Origin of the sequence: Limimonas halophila (assembly GCF_900100655.1) — a bacterium.
GTDB lineage: Bacteria > Pseudomonadota > Alphaproteobacteria > Kiloniellales > Rhodovibrionaceae > Limimonas > Limimonas halophila.
The window spans coordinates 315,399-328,410 of sequence record NZ_FNCE01000001.1 but is presented as its reverse complement, the minus strand read 5'-3'; the positions used below and the strand labels follow the sequence as shown (position 1 = coordinate 328,410).

The following is a 13,012-nucleotide window of genomic DNA, read 5'->3' as shown; positions in this document are numbered from 1 at the left end:
TGACACGCCGGTGAACATGCCCACGATGCGCTGTGTGCATAGCGACATCGGCGGCGGTCGGCCAAGCAGCCACCCGGCCCCGCATGGCCGGTCCGGCGCCCGGCTCGGCGATCGCCGCGCCCCGTGAAATCGCCGGCGTTGCCGGGCTGCCGCGGGCCGGCGTGAAACCGCCACGACCGCCGGTGGGCCGTTCGCCCCGCCGCCCATCCGCATTGTGTGAAACCAGAGGGCCGCCGTGGATATCCTGCTCTACATTGTCGACAACCTGGACCTGATCGGCGAGCGCACGGTGGAGCACATCTCGCTCGTCATCGTCGCGGTGGGCGCCGCCATCGCCACGGGCGTGCCCATCGGCATCGCCATCACCCAGAACCGCCGGGTCGCCGACGCGGTGCTCTACGTGGCCGGCATGATCATGACCGTGCCGTCGATCGCGCTGTTCGGCGTGATGATCCCGATCCTCTCGCTGATCGGCCAGGGCATCGGCTACGTGCCGGCGGTGATCGCGCTCTTCCTGTATTCGCAGCTGCCGATCATCCGAAACACCTACACGGCGATCGACAACGTGGACCCGGCTCTGCGCGAGGCCGCGCGCGGCATGGGCATGACGGCGGTCCAGCGCCTGCGCACGGTGGAGATCCCCATGGCCGTGCCGGTGATCGCGGCGGGCGTGCGCACGGCCGTCGTCATCAACATCGGGATCACCGCCATCGCCGCCTACATCGGCGCGGGCGGCCTGGGCGACTTCATCGCGCGCGGCATCTCGCAGACCGACCCGCGCCAGCTCGTCACCGGGGCGCTCGGCGTCAGCATCCTGGCGGTGCTGGCGGACTACGGGCTGCTCTGGGTGCAGAACCGCCTCACCCCCGCGGGGCTGAAGACCTGACCTGCGCGAACCCGGCCAAGACGCAAAGGACGGACGAACGCCCATGATCCGCCTGGAAAACCTCTCCAAGAGCTTCGACAGCCCCGAGGGCACGGTGCGCGCCGTGGACAACGTCACCCTGGAGGTGCCGGAGGGCGAGATCGCCGTCCTGCTCGGCCCTTCGGGCTGCGGCAAGACCACCACGATGAAGATGGTGAACCGGCTGGTCGCGCCGACCTCGGGCAAGATCTACATCAACGGCCAGGACACCGACACCTACGACGTCATCCAGCTCCGCCGCGAGCTGGGCTACGTTATCCAGCAGATCGGGCTGTTCCCCAACATGACGGTGGAGCAGAACATCTCGGTCGTGCCGCGCCTGCTCGGCTGGTCGCGCCAGGCGCAGAAGGACCGCGCCGGAGAGCTGATGCGCATGGTGGCCCTGGACGAGCGCCTGCTCTCGCGCTTCCCGAAGGAACTCTCCGGCGGCCAGCAGCAGCGCGTCGGCGTGGCGCGCGCGCTCGCCGCCGACCCGCCGGTGCTGTTGATGGACGAGCCCTTCGGCGCGATCGACCCCATCAACCGCGAGGTCATTCAGGACGAGTTCCTGAAGATGCAGGCCAAGCTCAAGAAGACGATCATGTTCGTCAGCCACGACATCGACGAAGCCGTGAAGATGGGGGACAAGATCGCCATCTTCCGCGAAGGCCGGTTGGAGCAGTACGACGACCCCGACATGCTGCTCTCCCACCCGGCCAACCCCTTCATCGCGGACTTCGTGGGCGGCGACCGCGAGCTCAAGCGCATGCGGCTCACCCGCGTCGAAACGGCGATGGACACGCGCGCGCCCACGGTCCGGGCGGACGATACTGTCGCCAACGCCCGTGCCATCATGGAGCAGGCGGGGGCCGAACACATCGTGGTGCTGGACGACAGCAACCGTCCGATGGGCCTGATCGAGCACGTCCACGCCGGCGACGGCGCGACGGTCTGCCGGGACGCGGCGCGTCCCCTGCCCGAGCCCGTCACGGCCGACCGCGACCTGCGCACGGCCGTGTCCAGCATGTTCACCTACGACGTGGACTGGATGCCGGTGGTCGACCCCGACGGTGGCTTCGTCGGCATCGTCACGCAGGACAGCATCCGCAACACGCTGGCGCACAGCCGGCGCTCGGCGCCGCAGCAACAGGGGACGGCGTGATGGCGATCCCGGGTCTCGACCGCGCGCTGCGCGCCGGGGCGATCATCGGGCTGCTCGCCGCCGGCGCCCTGGCCCAGAGCAGCGGGCTGCTGCCCGAAGTCCTGAGCCACTGGGGCGACATCCTCTATCTGGGCCGGGAACACCTCTACCTCGTGCTGATTTCCGGGGGGCTCGCCATCGGCATTGGGGTTCCGCTCGGCATCGTGCTGACGCGCCGGCGCATGCGCGGGATCGCCGAGTCCGTCATGCAGGTGGTGAACCTGGGCCAGACCATCCCCACCCTGGCGGTGCTGGCGCTGTCGATGAGCGTGCTCGGGATCGGCGCGGTGCCCGCGATCTTCGCGCTGTGGATCTATTCGCTGCTGCCCATCGTGCGGAACACCTACCAGGGCATCCTGGCGGTCGACCCCGCCATCCTGGAGGCCGCGAACGGCATGGGCATGCGCCCGCTGCAGATGCTGTGGCAGGTGGAGCTGCCCAACGCCCTCTACGTGATCATCGCCGGCATCCGCACGGCGCTGGTCATCAACGTCGGCACCGTGCCGCTGGCCTTCCTGATCGGCGGCGGCGGCCTGGGCCAGCTGATCTTCACCGGCATCAGCCTCTACAACACCGGCATGATGCTGGCGGGCGCCATCCCCACCGCCATCCTCGCCGTCATCATCGACTTCCTGCTCGGCATGGGTGCCTACTGGGGTGTGCCGCGCGGCGTGAACCCGCTGCGCTGACGCCAACCGCGACGGGCCGCTCTTGGCCGTCGGGCGTGTGCGCGCTACACGGGTCGCGCCGCACACGTCCGGCGTTTTTGCGCCGCACCACACGCAGTGGCACGGTGTGCGCGGGCCAACAGGACGCGGATTGGGAGGCGCGCCATGCTTCAGGGGCTGACCGCCCTGGTTACGGGATCGACGAGCGGCATCGGCCAGGCCATCGCCGAACGCTTCGCCACGGCCGGCTGCAACGTGGTGCTCAACGGCTTCGGCGACGCCGACGCCATCGAGGAGATGCGCAAGCGCATGGCCGAGGAGAACGGCGTCGAGGTCACCTACAGCGACGCCGACATGGCCGACCCGCAGGCGATCGCGGACATGATCCGCGAGGCCGAGAACCGCTTCGGCGCCGTCGACATCCTGGTCAACAACGCCGGCATCCAGCACGTCGCGCCCGTGGACGAGTTCGCGCCGGAAAAGTTCGATTCCCTGATCCAGATCGACCTGAACCACGCCTTCCACACCATCCACCACGCCCTGCCCGCGATGCGCCGCAAGGGCTGGGGCCGGATCATCAACATCGCCTCCGCCCACGGGCTCGTGGCTTCGGCGGGCAAGGCCGGGTACGTGGCGGCCAAGCACGGCATGATCGGGCTGACCAAGGTCACCGCGCTGGACACGGCCGGCACCGGCGTCACCTGCAACGCCATCTGCCCGGGCTGGGTGAAGACGCCGCTGGTCGTCGCCCAGATCGAAAAGAAGGCGGAGGAGCAGGACGTCTCCATCGAGGAGGCGGAGCGCCGCCTGCTGGCGGAAAAGCAGCCCGCGGGCGAGTTCGTGACACCGGAGCAGATCGCGGAGTACGCCGTCTTCCTGTGCGGCGACAGCGCGCGCACGATCACCGGCTCCCAGGTGCAGATCGACGGCGGCTGGACGGCGCAGTAACGGCGGTTACGTCCAGATCTCCATGCGCAGGCCGCGGGCGTCCCGCGGCGGTTCGCCGTCGGGCAGACGCCCGGCGGTCCCTGCCGCCACGCGCGCGGCCGTGAGCGCGCACGCCGCCGCGTCCACGACGTCGTCGGGCTTGACGCGGCTTCGCGGATAAACGTCCATGAGCCCGGCCGGGTCCGGCACCCCCGCGCGGCGCAGGACCGCTTCCCGGGCTCTGCGGCCGGCCGCGGTGGTCTTGCGGCCCAGGTCCGCGCCGTGCGCCAGGCCGTGGAACAGCACCTCCGGGTGGGCTTCCACGATGCGGACCTGATCCGCCGGTGACAGCGCCGCGTCCAACTCGGCGATACGGGGCAGCAGCATCCCCGCCTGCTTCGACAAGCCGACCCCCTCGCGCGCCTTGCCCGCCACGTTCGCGTCGGCCCAGTCCAGACCGAGCATATAGCGCCGCGGCGGCGGAAACACGCTGGCCCGGCGCGGCCGTGGCAGCGTGCGGCGGGCGGCGCGATCACATGCGCGCGGGCCGACATCCGCAAGACCGATGGGCATGTCGACGGCAACGACAGCGGCATCCAGGGCAAGCGCACGCAACCCCGCGGCGAGCCGCAGCGACAGCCCGTCGTCGCCCCAGATCACAGCGATCCAGCCGCCGCGGCAGCCGTCAACACCCGCAACGCGCATGTGTATTCCCCCTGCCGCGCCCATATCGTAGCCGTTTCGCAGTTAATTAGCAAAAAATAGCGGTATCTCACACAACGCTTAACCCTTTTTCAACTTGCCGATTTCATGATGACACTGCGGGTCGAGGAACCGGGATTGCTGTGAAGGCCTCCGCTATCCCGGTCCACCTCGGGTCTCGCCGTGGCCGGGCATTCCGGCTGCATGGCGATGGCACGCGTTCCTTAAGCCTCCCTGTTCACTTGCCGCCGGTCCAGGCCGGCGGCATTTTTTTGCGTGCGTGCCCGCTTGCCCCCGGGGCACCTGCTCGTTCGTGGGAGGCGATACCTCTTTCGCCGAAATCGCCACAAGATTTCTTGACCGGGTGTGAGCGCTCACCTACGGTTTCACCCGCGGCAAGTTGACAGGGAAGGCTTGGGGGACGTCTTGCCCGTCCCCGAAAACCGGCAGCGGACCGGGGATCCAACCCACGGCCGCACGCCGGTTTTTTCTTTGTGTCCTTGCCCGATCCCGCGATCACGACCCGGACGGGTCGGCGCGTCCCGGCCCGATGCCCAGAACCTCGCGGGCGCGCTCACGCAGCGCGTCGTTCGAGTGCGTGGGGGGAGTCAGCACGGTATCGATGCCGTGGGCGATGCCGTTCTCGGCGCGGCGATCCGGCGCGACCACGGTTGCTCCGTTCACCCGCAACGCGCCGTCGGTCCCGTCGAGCCGCAGATCGCCTCCCTCGAGCGAAACCACGGTCCGCTCGCGCCCGGCCAGCGCTTCCATCGGGACCTCCCGCGGCACCATGTGATAGGCCACGAGCTCGCGCAGGCGATTCCGCCTCTTCGGATCGAACAGCTTGTCGCGCTGTGGCCCCGGCAGCGCTGCGAACGCCGCGTCGGTGGGCGCAAAAACCGTGTAGGGCTCGTGACGGCCGAGCGCGACGTCGAGTTTCACGCTTCGCGCCGCCTTGACGAAGGTGGAATACCGGTCATTCGCCGCGAGCCGGTCCAGCAAGCTTTCCGCGGGCGCGCCCGCCGCACACCCGTTTGTCAGCCCCACCACCACGATCACGCTCACAATGGCCCGCAGCATCGCACGATCCTTGTTAACCCGCTCGCCAGCCTAGCGCGCACCGGCGGGCTGTCCGACCGCCGCGGGCGGGGAAGCGCAGCCCGCTTTCGAGGGAGGCCGGACGCGCAAACGCCCCGCCCGGACGGGGCGGGGCGCGCTCGGCACACTGTGTGGATGCCGGCTACATCTCCTCTTCCTGCATCTCCTCGTCCTGCATTTCCTCTTCCTGCATCTCTTCGCCTTCCTCGGGCATCTCACCGACCTGGGCGCGCGGGTTGAGGACGCCGTCGATGGCGTGGATGACGCCGTTGGAAGCCTCGATGTCCGCTTCCACGACCTGGGCGTCGTTCACCGTCACGGCACCGCCTTCGGGGGCCCCCTCGGCGGCAACACCCTCGGTGCCACCTTCGGCGGTCTCACCCTCGGCACCGGCCTCGGCGGAGGCGCCTTCCATGCCCTCTTCGGCGGTGCCCTCGGTTGCGCTCGCTCCTTCCGCGCCGGCGCCGCTGGCATCGATGCGCAGTTCAGCGCCCTGAACCGACGCCACGTTCTGCCGGCTGCCCGCGATGTCGCTCGACATCAGCTTCTGGCCGGAAACCACGTGGTACGTCAGGATGTCGCGAAGCTGATCCTGGTTCTCCGCGCTCAGCAGGGAGTCCAACTCACCCTCGGGAAGCTGCTCGAAGGCTTCGTTGGTGGGGGCGAACACCGTGAACGGCCCCTCGCCCTTGAGGGTTTCGCCCAACTCGGCGGCCTTCACGGCCTCCACCAGAGTGGAGAACCGCTCGTCGCCCGCGGCCGTGTCGACCACGTCCTTCATCTCGCCGGCCATGGCCGCCGTTGTCATCGAAGCTGTCAGAGCAGTCGTCAAAGCCAATTTGCGTAGCATATCGCTCGCCTCCTTTGGGTAACGCCGCTTTGCGTTCTTGCCCCGCCGACAATTGTTTTACGAAACAACCTGCGCGCCGACAAGGTCCGACTTGGCGGTCTTTCGCAGCAACACGGTTGGAGACAAAAAAGCCCCGCCGACGAACGGCGGGGCATAAAAGACTATACCGACGAGATAGGTGCGATCAGTCGCTGGGACCGCCTTCCTCGGCCTCCTTGGGCGGGCGCTCGCCGAGCTGGGCACGCGGCATGACGACGGCGTCGATGGCGTGGATCACACCGTTGCTGGCTTCGATGTCCGCCTGCACGACGCGGGCGTCGTTGATGCGCACGCCGTCGCCCGTGGCATCCACGCGCAGCGCGGTGCCCTGCACGGTGTCCACGTTCTGCTCGGTACCGGCGATGTCGCCCGACATCACATTTCCGGCCACGACGTGGTAGGTGAGCACGTCGCGCAGAGCATCGCGATTTTCCGGCTTGAGCAGGCTGTTCAGGCGATCCTCGGGAATCTCGTCGAAGGCCGCGTTCGTCGGCGCGAACACGGTGTAGGGGCCTTCGCCCTTCAGTGTCTCCACGAGGCCCGCGGCCTGAACGGCCTCCACGAGCGTCGAGAAGCGGGTGTCACCCGCCGCCGTGTCGACGAGGTCCTTCATCTGCCCCGCCACCGCGGCGGAGGTCAGGCCGGTCGTCACGACGGTCGCCATGAGGAATGTGCGCAGCATCTCGCTCGCCTCCTGTTGCAGCAATGCTCTATCTACGTCCGCCCGCACGGAACGGATGGCCGCAACGACAGGCGCATTGGGGTTACCCCGGAATCCTGCCGCGTCACCCGTCGCCCTGGGGGCAGGCTGCGACTGGAACGAAGAAGCTGCACGGGGTCATTCGGACGATCCGGCGCACCGTCCGGGGCTTGGTCGTCTCCGCCCGGGTGGGCTAGCCTCCCCGCCAGAACGAACGGGGAGGCACCGATGCTTTTCATGATCCACTGCGTGGACAAGGCGGACAGCGCGGCCATCCGCCAGGACAATCGCGACGCCCACCTCGCCTATCTCAACGACCATCGCGACAAGATCCACGCCGCCGGGCCGCTGCTGGCCGATGACCAGGGTGGCGGCCCGGCGGGCAGCCTGTTGCTGATGGAGTTCCCGGATCAGGCGTCGGCCGAGGCGTTCGCCGAGGGCGACCCCTACAACAAGGCGGGTCTGTTCGCGCGCGTGGAGATCAAGCCGTGGAAGCAGGTGCTTCCGTAACCCCGCCGAATGAGATCGACCACGACACCGACCGCGCGAGCGAGGCACGACACGAGCGACATGGCGTACTGGCTGATGAAGTCCGAGCCGGGCACCTGGTCCTGGGACGATCAGGTGCGCGACAGCGTGGCCGAATGGGACGGCGTGCGCAACAATCAGGCGTCCAACAATCTCAAGGCGATGCGCGTGGGGGACCGCGCCTTCTTCTACCACTCCGTCAACCAGAAGAAGGTCGTCGGCATCGTCGAGGTGGTGCGGGAATACTATCCCGATCCGACCGACCCCGCCGGGCGCTTCGGCATGGTCGACGTGAAGGCGATCAAGCCCATGAACCGGCCGGTGTCGCTGAAGGAGATGAAGGCGGATCCGCGCCTTCAGGACCTGCCGCTCATTCGCCAGCCGCGGCTCTCCGTCATGCCCATCAGCGAGGACGCCTGGCGCGTCATCTGCGAGCTGGGCGAAACCGACGCCTGACGGCGTCCACACCCACACCGCGCGCCGCCCGGGTTGTGCATCGCGGCACCGGTTCCGATATCGTGGGCAAAACACCCCACGGCCGACCGCGCGAGCGTGCCCCGGCCGCGCAAACAGGGAGGGCGACACCACCATGACACAGGTCGAAACCTACGACGTTCCGGACTCCATCGCGCAGCGCGCCTGGGTCGACCGCGCGAGCTACGACGAGATGTACCGCCAGTCGGTCGAGGACCCGGAGGGCTTCTGGGCCGAGCACGGCAAGCGCATCCACTGGTTCAAGCCCTTCACCAAGGTGAAGGACGTCTATTACGGCACGGACGACGTGCGCATCCGCTGGTTCTACGACGGCACCACGAACGCCTGTTACAACTGCCTGGACCGGCACCTGCCCCAAAAGAAGGACGACCCGGCCATCATCTGGGAGGGCGACGAGCCCGACCAACACCGCACGATCACCTTCGGGCAGGCCCACGACGAGGTCTCGCGCTTCGCCAACGTCCTTAAGGCGAACGGGGTCAAGAAGGGCGACCGCGTCACGATCTACATGCCCATGATCCCCGAGGCCGCGTTCGCCATGCTGGCGTGCGCCCGCATCGGGGCCGTGCACTCCGTCGTCTTCGGCGGCTTCTCGCCGGACAGCCTGGCCGACCGCATCCTCGACGCCGACGCGCGCGTGGTCATCACCGCCGACGAGGGCGTTCGCGGCGGCAAGACGATCCCGCTCAAGGCCAACACCGACGAGGCGCTGGAGCGCTGCCCCGACGTCGAGCGCGTCATCGTGGTCAAGCGCACGGACGCCGACATCCCGTGGAACGGCGACCGCGACCGCTGGTACCAGCAGGAGTTGGAGAAGGTCTCCAACGACTGCCCGGCGGAGGAGATGAACGCGGAGGACCCGCTGTTCATCCTCTACACCTCCGGCTCCACCGGCAAGCCCAAGGGCGTGCTGCACACCACGGGCGGCTATCTCGTCCACACCTCGATGACGCACCAGCACGTCTTCGACTACAAGGACGGCGAGGTCTACTGGTGCACGGCGGACGTCGGCTGGGTCACGGGCCACAGCTACATCGTTTACGGCCCGCTGGCGAACGGCGCGACCACGCTGATCTTCGAGGGCACGCCGACCTACCCCGACGCCTCGCGCCACTGGCAGGTCGTCGACAAGCACGGCGTCAACATCTACTACACCGCGCCCACGGCCATTCGCGCGCTGATGCGCGAGGGCAACGGGCCGGTGCAGAAGACCAGCCGCAAGAGCCTGCGCATCCTCGGCACCGTCGGCGAGCCCATCAATCCGGAGGCGTGGCGCTGGTTCTACCGGACGGTCGGGGACGAGCGCTGCCCCGTCGTGGACACCTGGTGGCAGACCGAGACGGGCGGCATCATGATCTCGCCGCTGCCCGGCGCGACGCCGCTGAAGCCCGGCTCGGCGACGCTGCCCTTTTTCGGCGTCCAGCCCATCCTGGTGGACAACGAGGGCAACGAGCAGACGGGCGCCACGCGCGGCAACCTCTGCATCGCCGATTCCTGGCCCGGCCAGATGCGCACGGTCTACGGCGACCACGACCGCTTCATCCGCACCTACTTCACCACCTTCCCCGGCCGCTACTTTACCGGTGACGGCGCCATCCGCGACGAGGACGGCTACTACTGGATCACCGGGCGCGTGGACGACGTGCTCAACGTCTCCGGCCACCGCCTGGGCACGGCCGAGATCGAGAGCGCGCTGGTGCTCCACGAGAAAGTGGCCGAGGCCGCGGTCGTCGGCTTCCCGCACGAAATCAAGGGCCAGGGCATCTACGCTTACTGCACCCTGGTCGCCGGCGAGGAAGGCGACGAGCAGACCAAGAAGGAACTGGTGGAGTTGTGCCGCCACGAGATCGGGGCGCTCGCCAAGCCGGACATGATCCAGTTCGCCAGCGGTCTGCCCAAGACGCGCTCGGGCAAGATCATGCGCCGCATCCTCCGCAAGATCGCCGAGGACGACACGAGCAACCTCGGCGACACCTCCACGCTCGCCGACCCGTCGGTGGTCGACGAGCTGGTGCGGGGCCATCAGCAGTCCAAGTAAGCCGGGCTGCTGGGCTCCGGTCCAACCCCTTGCACGACGATCGCCCATCCCGGGCCGGTGCGGGTTCGCCCGCGCCGGCCCTTTTTCATGGCCACCGCATTTTTAGGGTCGACGTGCGTGCGCTGGCGTTGATCGTGCGGTCGTGCCCGATTAGGTCCCCGGAACCATGAGCCAAGCGCCCGATCCCCGCCTCTACCTCATCGTCCCCGGAACCACGCCGGCCGAGCAGCTCGCCGCGGCCGTGGAAGCCGGCGACGTCGCCTGTGTGCTGCTCACCGACGCCGGCCGCGACGCGCGCCAGCTGGTCGAGGCGGCGCAGGCGCGCGGCGTGGCCGTGCTGGTGGCGGACGATCCCACCCTCGCCCGCGCGCTCGGTGCCGACGGCGTCCACCTCAACGGCGAGGCCCCGGTGAAAAAGACGCGCGACGCCCTGGGCGGCGACGGCATCGTCGGCGTGCAGTGCGGGCGCTCGCGCCACACCGCCATGGTCGTCGGGGAAGCCGGGGCCGACTACGTGGCCTTCGCCGGCACCGAGGACGCCCCCGACGGCCCAGCCGACCCCGAGGCATTGCGCTGGTGGCAACTGATGATGACGGTGCCCTGTGTCGCCATGGGCGGCTGCACGCCCGACGACGCGGGCCGGCTGGCCCAGGCGGGCGCGGATTTCGTCGCCCTCGGCGCCGGCGTCTGGGACGACCCCGAGGGCCCGGCCGCCGCCGTGGCGCGCGCCCAGGCCGGGCTCGACACGCTCATCTGATCGCTTTCCGCGGTCACGGCGCGAGCACGGGCCCATGACGGACGCGGTCATCCACACCCTCGGCCACAGCAACCACGACCTCGGGGACCTCCTGGCGCTGCTCGGGCATCACGGGATCGAGGTCGTGGTGGACGTGCGCGCGGTGCCGCATTCGGGGCGTTTCCCGCAGTACCGCAAGCGGGCGCTGGAGCGCTCCCTGCCCGAGCACGACATCGGCTACCGCTGGATGGGCGACACCCTGGGCGGTGTGGGCAAGCGCTCGGACGCCGCGACCTTCGCCGAAATCGCCCGGCGCCGGGATTTCCACGACGCCCTCGATGCCGTGGTCGATCTCGCCGCCGCGCACCGGCCCGCGCTGATGTGCGCCGAGCGCGACCCGGTGCAGTGTCACCGCACGGCCCTGATCGCCCGCCAGCTCCGCACACGCCCCGGAGTCGCGTTGCGGCACATCCTTGCCGACGGCAGCGTGGAGCCGCAGGCGTCGCTGGACGCGCGCCTGGTGGCCGAGCTGCTGGGCGACCAGGGCGAATTGTTCGCGCCCCGCGACGACGCGGTGGAACGCGCCTATGCCGAACTCGCCGCACGCATGACCGGCGAGCGCCCGGCCGGTTAAACCGTCAACCAGCCCTCCAGCGCCTGCCCGGCCTCGACCGGCCACGCGAGTCCGTGCGCCAGCGAGGGCGCCACCACGCGGTGCACCGGCCAGCCGCGGTCGCTCATGCCGATGCCGTGGTGCATCCCGGCGGCGACGACCCCGAGCAGGTAGGCGGCAGCCAGCAGTGTTACGAACCGTTCCATGCCACGGGCACTCCACCCGGTCGCTTCGCCTGTCCAATCGAGGTACCATTTTAACAGCGGTCGCGTTCCTGAATCCATGTATCGAATCGATGTCTTCACTTCTCTCAGTGATAAACATACATGCCGTGAAATTTTTTAACTGAATCTTGAATAGGTTATTCCGCTGTTTTCGTTCTGTGACTTTTTCGCGTCATTTGCGCTCGGTCCCACGCGCGATCGCACAACTCTCTGTAAAACCCGAACGATCGAGCCGGCGGCGGGACTGGCCGCGACCGGGGCGTCCACACGCCCAACCCGGTGCGCCTGTTGCGCCCAGGGGTGCCGTGCTCCGATGGTGGTAGCCTGGACCGGGCGGTTCCGGAGCCGATGACAGAAGGAATGCAGGCATGGTGTCAGGACGGCGCGGACGCAAACTGGCCGGTATGGCCGCAGCGGTGCTGCTGGTGGCGGGATGCGCGCCCAGGCCGGGCACGGCCCCGCACTCCACGACCGAGACCACGCCCAGCCTCGCCGAGCTGATGCGCCTCGCCCGCAAGAGCGAGTCCGGCGGCAACCTCGGCGCGGCGGCCGACATCTACGAGCGCGCCGTCACGAGCTATCCCGACGCCGGCAAGGCGCGGCTGGGACTGGGCCGCACCGCCTACGCGCTCGGCCGCACGAAACAGGCGGTGAAGGCGTACAAGGCAGCGACGGAGCGGCTCGCGGAGTCGGCCGACGCGCGCTACGGGCTCGGCAAGGCGCTGCTGGCGGACGACCGCCCCCAGGCCGCAATCCGCGCCTTCGACAAGCTCATCGCGGCGGGGGAAGGCGACCACCGCCCCTACCTGGGCAAGGGCGTCGCGCTGGACCTGCAGGGCCGCCACACCGCGGCGCAGATGGCGTACCGCGCCGGCCTCAAGCGCGCGCCCGACAACACGGCGCTGCGCAACAACCTCGGCCTCTCGCTCGCCCTGGGCGGGAAGCCGAAGCGCGGCATCCGCGTGCTGGAAAAGCTCACGCAGGACCCCACCGCGCCGCCGCGGGCGCGCCAGAACCTGGCTCTCGTCTACGGCCTTGCGGGACGGATGAAGGAAGCCGCCCGCGTTGCCGGCCAGGACCTCTCGCGCGAGGGCGTGGAAACGAATCTGGACTACTACCGCGTCCTGCGCAGCCTGCGCGAAACCGCCACGCCGCAGACGCCGAGCACGGAACCGGCGCCGGCCCCCGAGACCCAATCCGGAACCGCGCCCGACGACGCGCCCGCCGGCGAGCCGAAAACGCTCGTGCCGGACGCGTAAAGCTATCACCACCACCGCAACCACGCCCGC

The 13,012-nt window shown here is 69.0% G+C and carries 15 protein-coding genes; 10 read left to right on the top strand and 5 right to left on the bottom strand.

Annotated features, from left to right (window positions below; all coding sequences use genetic code 11):
• Positions 1 to 235 precede the first annotated feature (235 nt).
• The 4 genes from BLQ43_RS01545 to BLQ43_RS01530 all read left to right on the top strand — a co-directional run bounded on the left by BLQ43_RS01545 (position 236) and on the right by BLQ43_RS01530 (position 3,721).
• Positions 236 to 886, top strand: a complete 651-nt coding sequence (locus BLQ43_RS01545; RefSeq protein WP_090018348.1) for an ABC transporter permease — start codon at positions 236 to 238, stop codon at positions 884 to 886.
• Between the two features lie 43 nt (positions 887 to 929).
• A complete protein-coding gene (locus tag BLQ43_RS01540) occupies positions 930 to 2,066 on the top strand; it encodes an ABC transporter ATP-binding protein (RefSeq protein WP_090018347.1) in 1,137 nt (378 codons plus the stop codon).
• The gene (locus BLQ43_RS01535; protein ID WP_090018346.1) at positions 2,066 to 2,794 is read left to right on the top strand and encodes an ABC transporter permease; all 729 of its coding nucleotides are present in this window, start codon (positions 2,066 to 2,068) and stop codon (positions 2,792 to 2,794) included. The genes BLQ43_RS01540 and BLQ43_RS01535 overlap by 1 nt, the downstream gene beginning before the upstream one ends.
• A 144-nt stretch (positions 2,795 to 2,938) precedes the next feature.
• Entirely contained in the window at positions 2,939 to 3,721 is a 783-nt protein-coding gene (locus BLQ43_RS01530; protein WP_090018345.1) for a 3-hydroxybutyrate dehydrogenase, read from the top strand.
• Positions 3,722 to 3,727: 6 nt separating this feature from the next.
• On the opposite strand, the gene BLQ43_RS01525 is transcribed toward BLQ43_RS01530, so the two are convergent.
• The 4 genes from BLQ43_RS01525 to BLQ43_RS01510 all read right to left on the bottom strand — a co-directional run bounded on the left by BLQ43_RS01525 (position 3,728) and on the right by BLQ43_RS01510 (position 7,071).
• Positions 3,728 to 4,405, bottom strand: a complete 678-nt coding sequence (locus BLQ43_RS01525) for a DUF429 domain-containing protein (protein WP_176758465.1) — start codon at positions 4,403 to 4,405, stop codon at positions 3,728 to 3,730.
• Positions 4,406 to 4,918: 513 nt separating this feature from the next.
• Positions 4,919 to 5,482 carry a fasciclin domain-containing protein gene (locus tag BLQ43_RS01520; RefSeq protein WP_090018343.1) on the bottom strand — a complete coding sequence of 188 codons (564 nt, stop codon included), beginning with the start codon at positions 5,480 to 5,482 and terminating at the stop codon, positions 4,919 to 4,921.
• Between the two features lie 160 nt (positions 5,483 to 5,642).
• Positions 5,643 to 6,308: a fasciclin domain-containing protein gene (locus BLQ43_RS14790; protein WP_245659406.1), complete on the bottom strand. Its 666-nt coding sequence runs from the start codon at positions 6,306 to 6,308 to the stop codon at positions 5,643 to 5,645.
• Positions 6,309 to 6,534: 226 nt separating this feature from the next.
• A complete protein-coding gene (locus BLQ43_RS01510) occupies positions 6,535 to 7,071 on the bottom strand; it encodes a fasciclin domain-containing protein (protein WP_090018641.1) in 537 nt (178 codons plus the stop codon).
• A 246-nt stretch (positions 7,072 to 7,317) separates the two neighbouring features.
• Between BLQ43_RS01510 and BLQ43_RS01505 the strand changes: the two genes are divergently transcribed.
• From BLQ43_RS01505 to BLQ43_RS01485, 5 genes are all read left to right on the top strand, one after another.
• Positions 7,318 to 7,599 (top strand): YciI family protein, encoded by a 282-nt coding sequence (locus tag BLQ43_RS01505; RefSeq protein WP_090018342.1) that lies wholly within the window; start codon positions 7,318 to 7,320, stop codon positions 7,597 to 7,599.
• Between the two features lie 60 nt (positions 7,600 to 7,659).
• Entirely contained in the window at positions 7,660 to 8,073 is a 414-nt protein-coding gene (locus BLQ43_RS01500) for an EVE domain-containing protein (protein WP_090018341.1), read from the top strand.
• A 133-nt stretch (positions 8,074 to 8,206) separates the two neighbouring features.
• Positions 8,207 to 10,150 carry an acetate--CoA ligase gene (gene acs / locus BLQ43_RS01495; RefSeq protein WP_090018340.1) on the top strand — a complete coding sequence of 648 codons (1,944 nt, stop codon included), beginning with the start codon at positions 8,207 to 8,209 and terminating at the stop codon, positions 10,148 to 10,150.
• A 166-nt stretch (positions 10,151 to 10,316) separates the two neighbouring features.
• Complete coding sequence (locus BLQ43_RS01490) at positions 10,317 to 10,907, top strand: thiamine phosphate synthase (protein WP_090018339.1); 591 nt, start codon at positions 10,317 to 10,319, stop codon at positions 10,905 to 10,907.
• A 34-nt stretch (positions 10,908 to 10,941) separates the two neighbouring features.
• A complete protein-coding gene (locus tag BLQ43_RS01485; RefSeq protein WP_090018338.1) occupies positions 10,942 to 11,520 on the top strand; it encodes a DUF488 domain-containing protein in 579 nt (192 codons plus the stop codon).
• On the opposite strand, the gene BLQ43_RS01480 is transcribed toward BLQ43_RS01485, so the two are convergent.
• Positions 11,517 to 11,705 (bottom strand): hypothetical protein, encoded by a 189-nt coding sequence (locus BLQ43_RS01480; RefSeq protein WP_090018337.1) that lies wholly within the window; start codon positions 11,703 to 11,705, stop codon positions 11,517 to 11,519. The two genes, BLQ43_RS01485 and BLQ43_RS01480, sit on opposite strands and share 4 nt — an antisense overlap.
• A 422-nt stretch (positions 11,706 to 12,127) precedes the next feature.
• Between BLQ43_RS01480 and BLQ43_RS01475 the strand changes: the two genes are divergently transcribed.
• The gene (locus tag BLQ43_RS01475; protein ID WP_176758464.1) at positions 12,128 to 12,982 is read left to right on the top strand and encodes a tetratricopeptide repeat protein; all 855 of its coding nucleotides are present in this window, start codon (positions 12,128 to 12,130) and stop codon (positions 12,980 to 12,982) included.
• The last annotated feature ends 30 nt before the right edge of the window (positions 12,983 to 13,012 follow it).

Bases quoted from the DNA above. Each gene is read 5' to 3' on its own strand.
- BLQ43_RS01480 (WP_090018337.1), bottom strand. From the start codon at position 11,705: ATGGAACGGTTCGTAACACTGCTGGCTGCCGCCTACCTGCTCGGGGTC.
- BLQ43_RS01475 (WP_176758464.1), top strand. From the start codon at position 12,128: ATGGCCGCAGCGGTGCTGCTGGTGGCGGGATGCGCGCCCAGGCCGGGC.
- BLQ43_RS01540 (WP_090018347.1), top strand. From the start codon at position 930: ATGATCCGCCTGGAAAACCTCTCCAAGAGCTTCGACAGCCCCGAGGGC.
- BLQ43_RS01500 (WP_090018341.1), top strand. From the start codon at position 7,660: ATGGCGTACTGGCTGATGAAGTCCGAGCCGGGCACCTGGTCCTGGGAC.
- BLQ43_RS01530 (WP_090018345.1), top strand. From the start codon at position 2,939: ATGCTTCAGGGGCTGACCGCCCTGGTTACGGGATCGACGAGCGGCATC.
- BLQ43_RS01485 (WP_090018338.1), top strand. From the start codon at position 10,942: ATGACGGACGCGGTCATCCACACCCTCGGCCACAGCAACCACGACCTC.
- BLQ43_RS01490 (WP_090018339.1), top strand. From the start codon at position 10,317: ATGAGCCAAGCGCCCGATCCCCGCCTCTACCTCATCGTCCCCGGAACC.
- acs (WP_090018340.1), top strand. From the start codon at position 8,207: ATGACACAGGTCGAAACCTACGACGTTCCGGACTCCATCGCGCAGCGC.
- BLQ43_RS14790 (WP_245659406.1), bottom strand. From the start codon at position 6,308: ATGACAACGGCGGCCATGGCCGGCGAGATGAAGGACGTGGTCGACACG.
- BLQ43_RS01505 (WP_090018342.1), top strand. From the start codon at position 7,318: ATGCTTTTCATGATCCACTGCGTGGACAAGGCGGACAGCGCGGCCATC.
- BLQ43_RS01535 (WP_090018346.1), top strand. From the start codon at position 2,066: ATGGCGATCCCGGGTCTCGACCGCGCGCTGCGCGCCGGGGCGATCATC.
- BLQ43_RS01520 (WP_090018343.1), bottom strand. From the start codon at position 5,482: ATGCTGCGGGCCATTGTGAGCGTGATCGTGGTGGTGGGGCTGACAAAC.
- BLQ43_RS01525 (WP_176758465.1), bottom strand. From the start codon at position 4,405: ATGCGCGTTGCGGGTGTTGACGGCTGCCGCGGCGGCTGGATCGCTGTG.
- BLQ43_RS01510 (WP_090018641.1), bottom strand. From the start codon at position 7,071: ATGCTGCGCACATTCCTCATGGCGACCGTCGTGACGACCGGCCTGACC.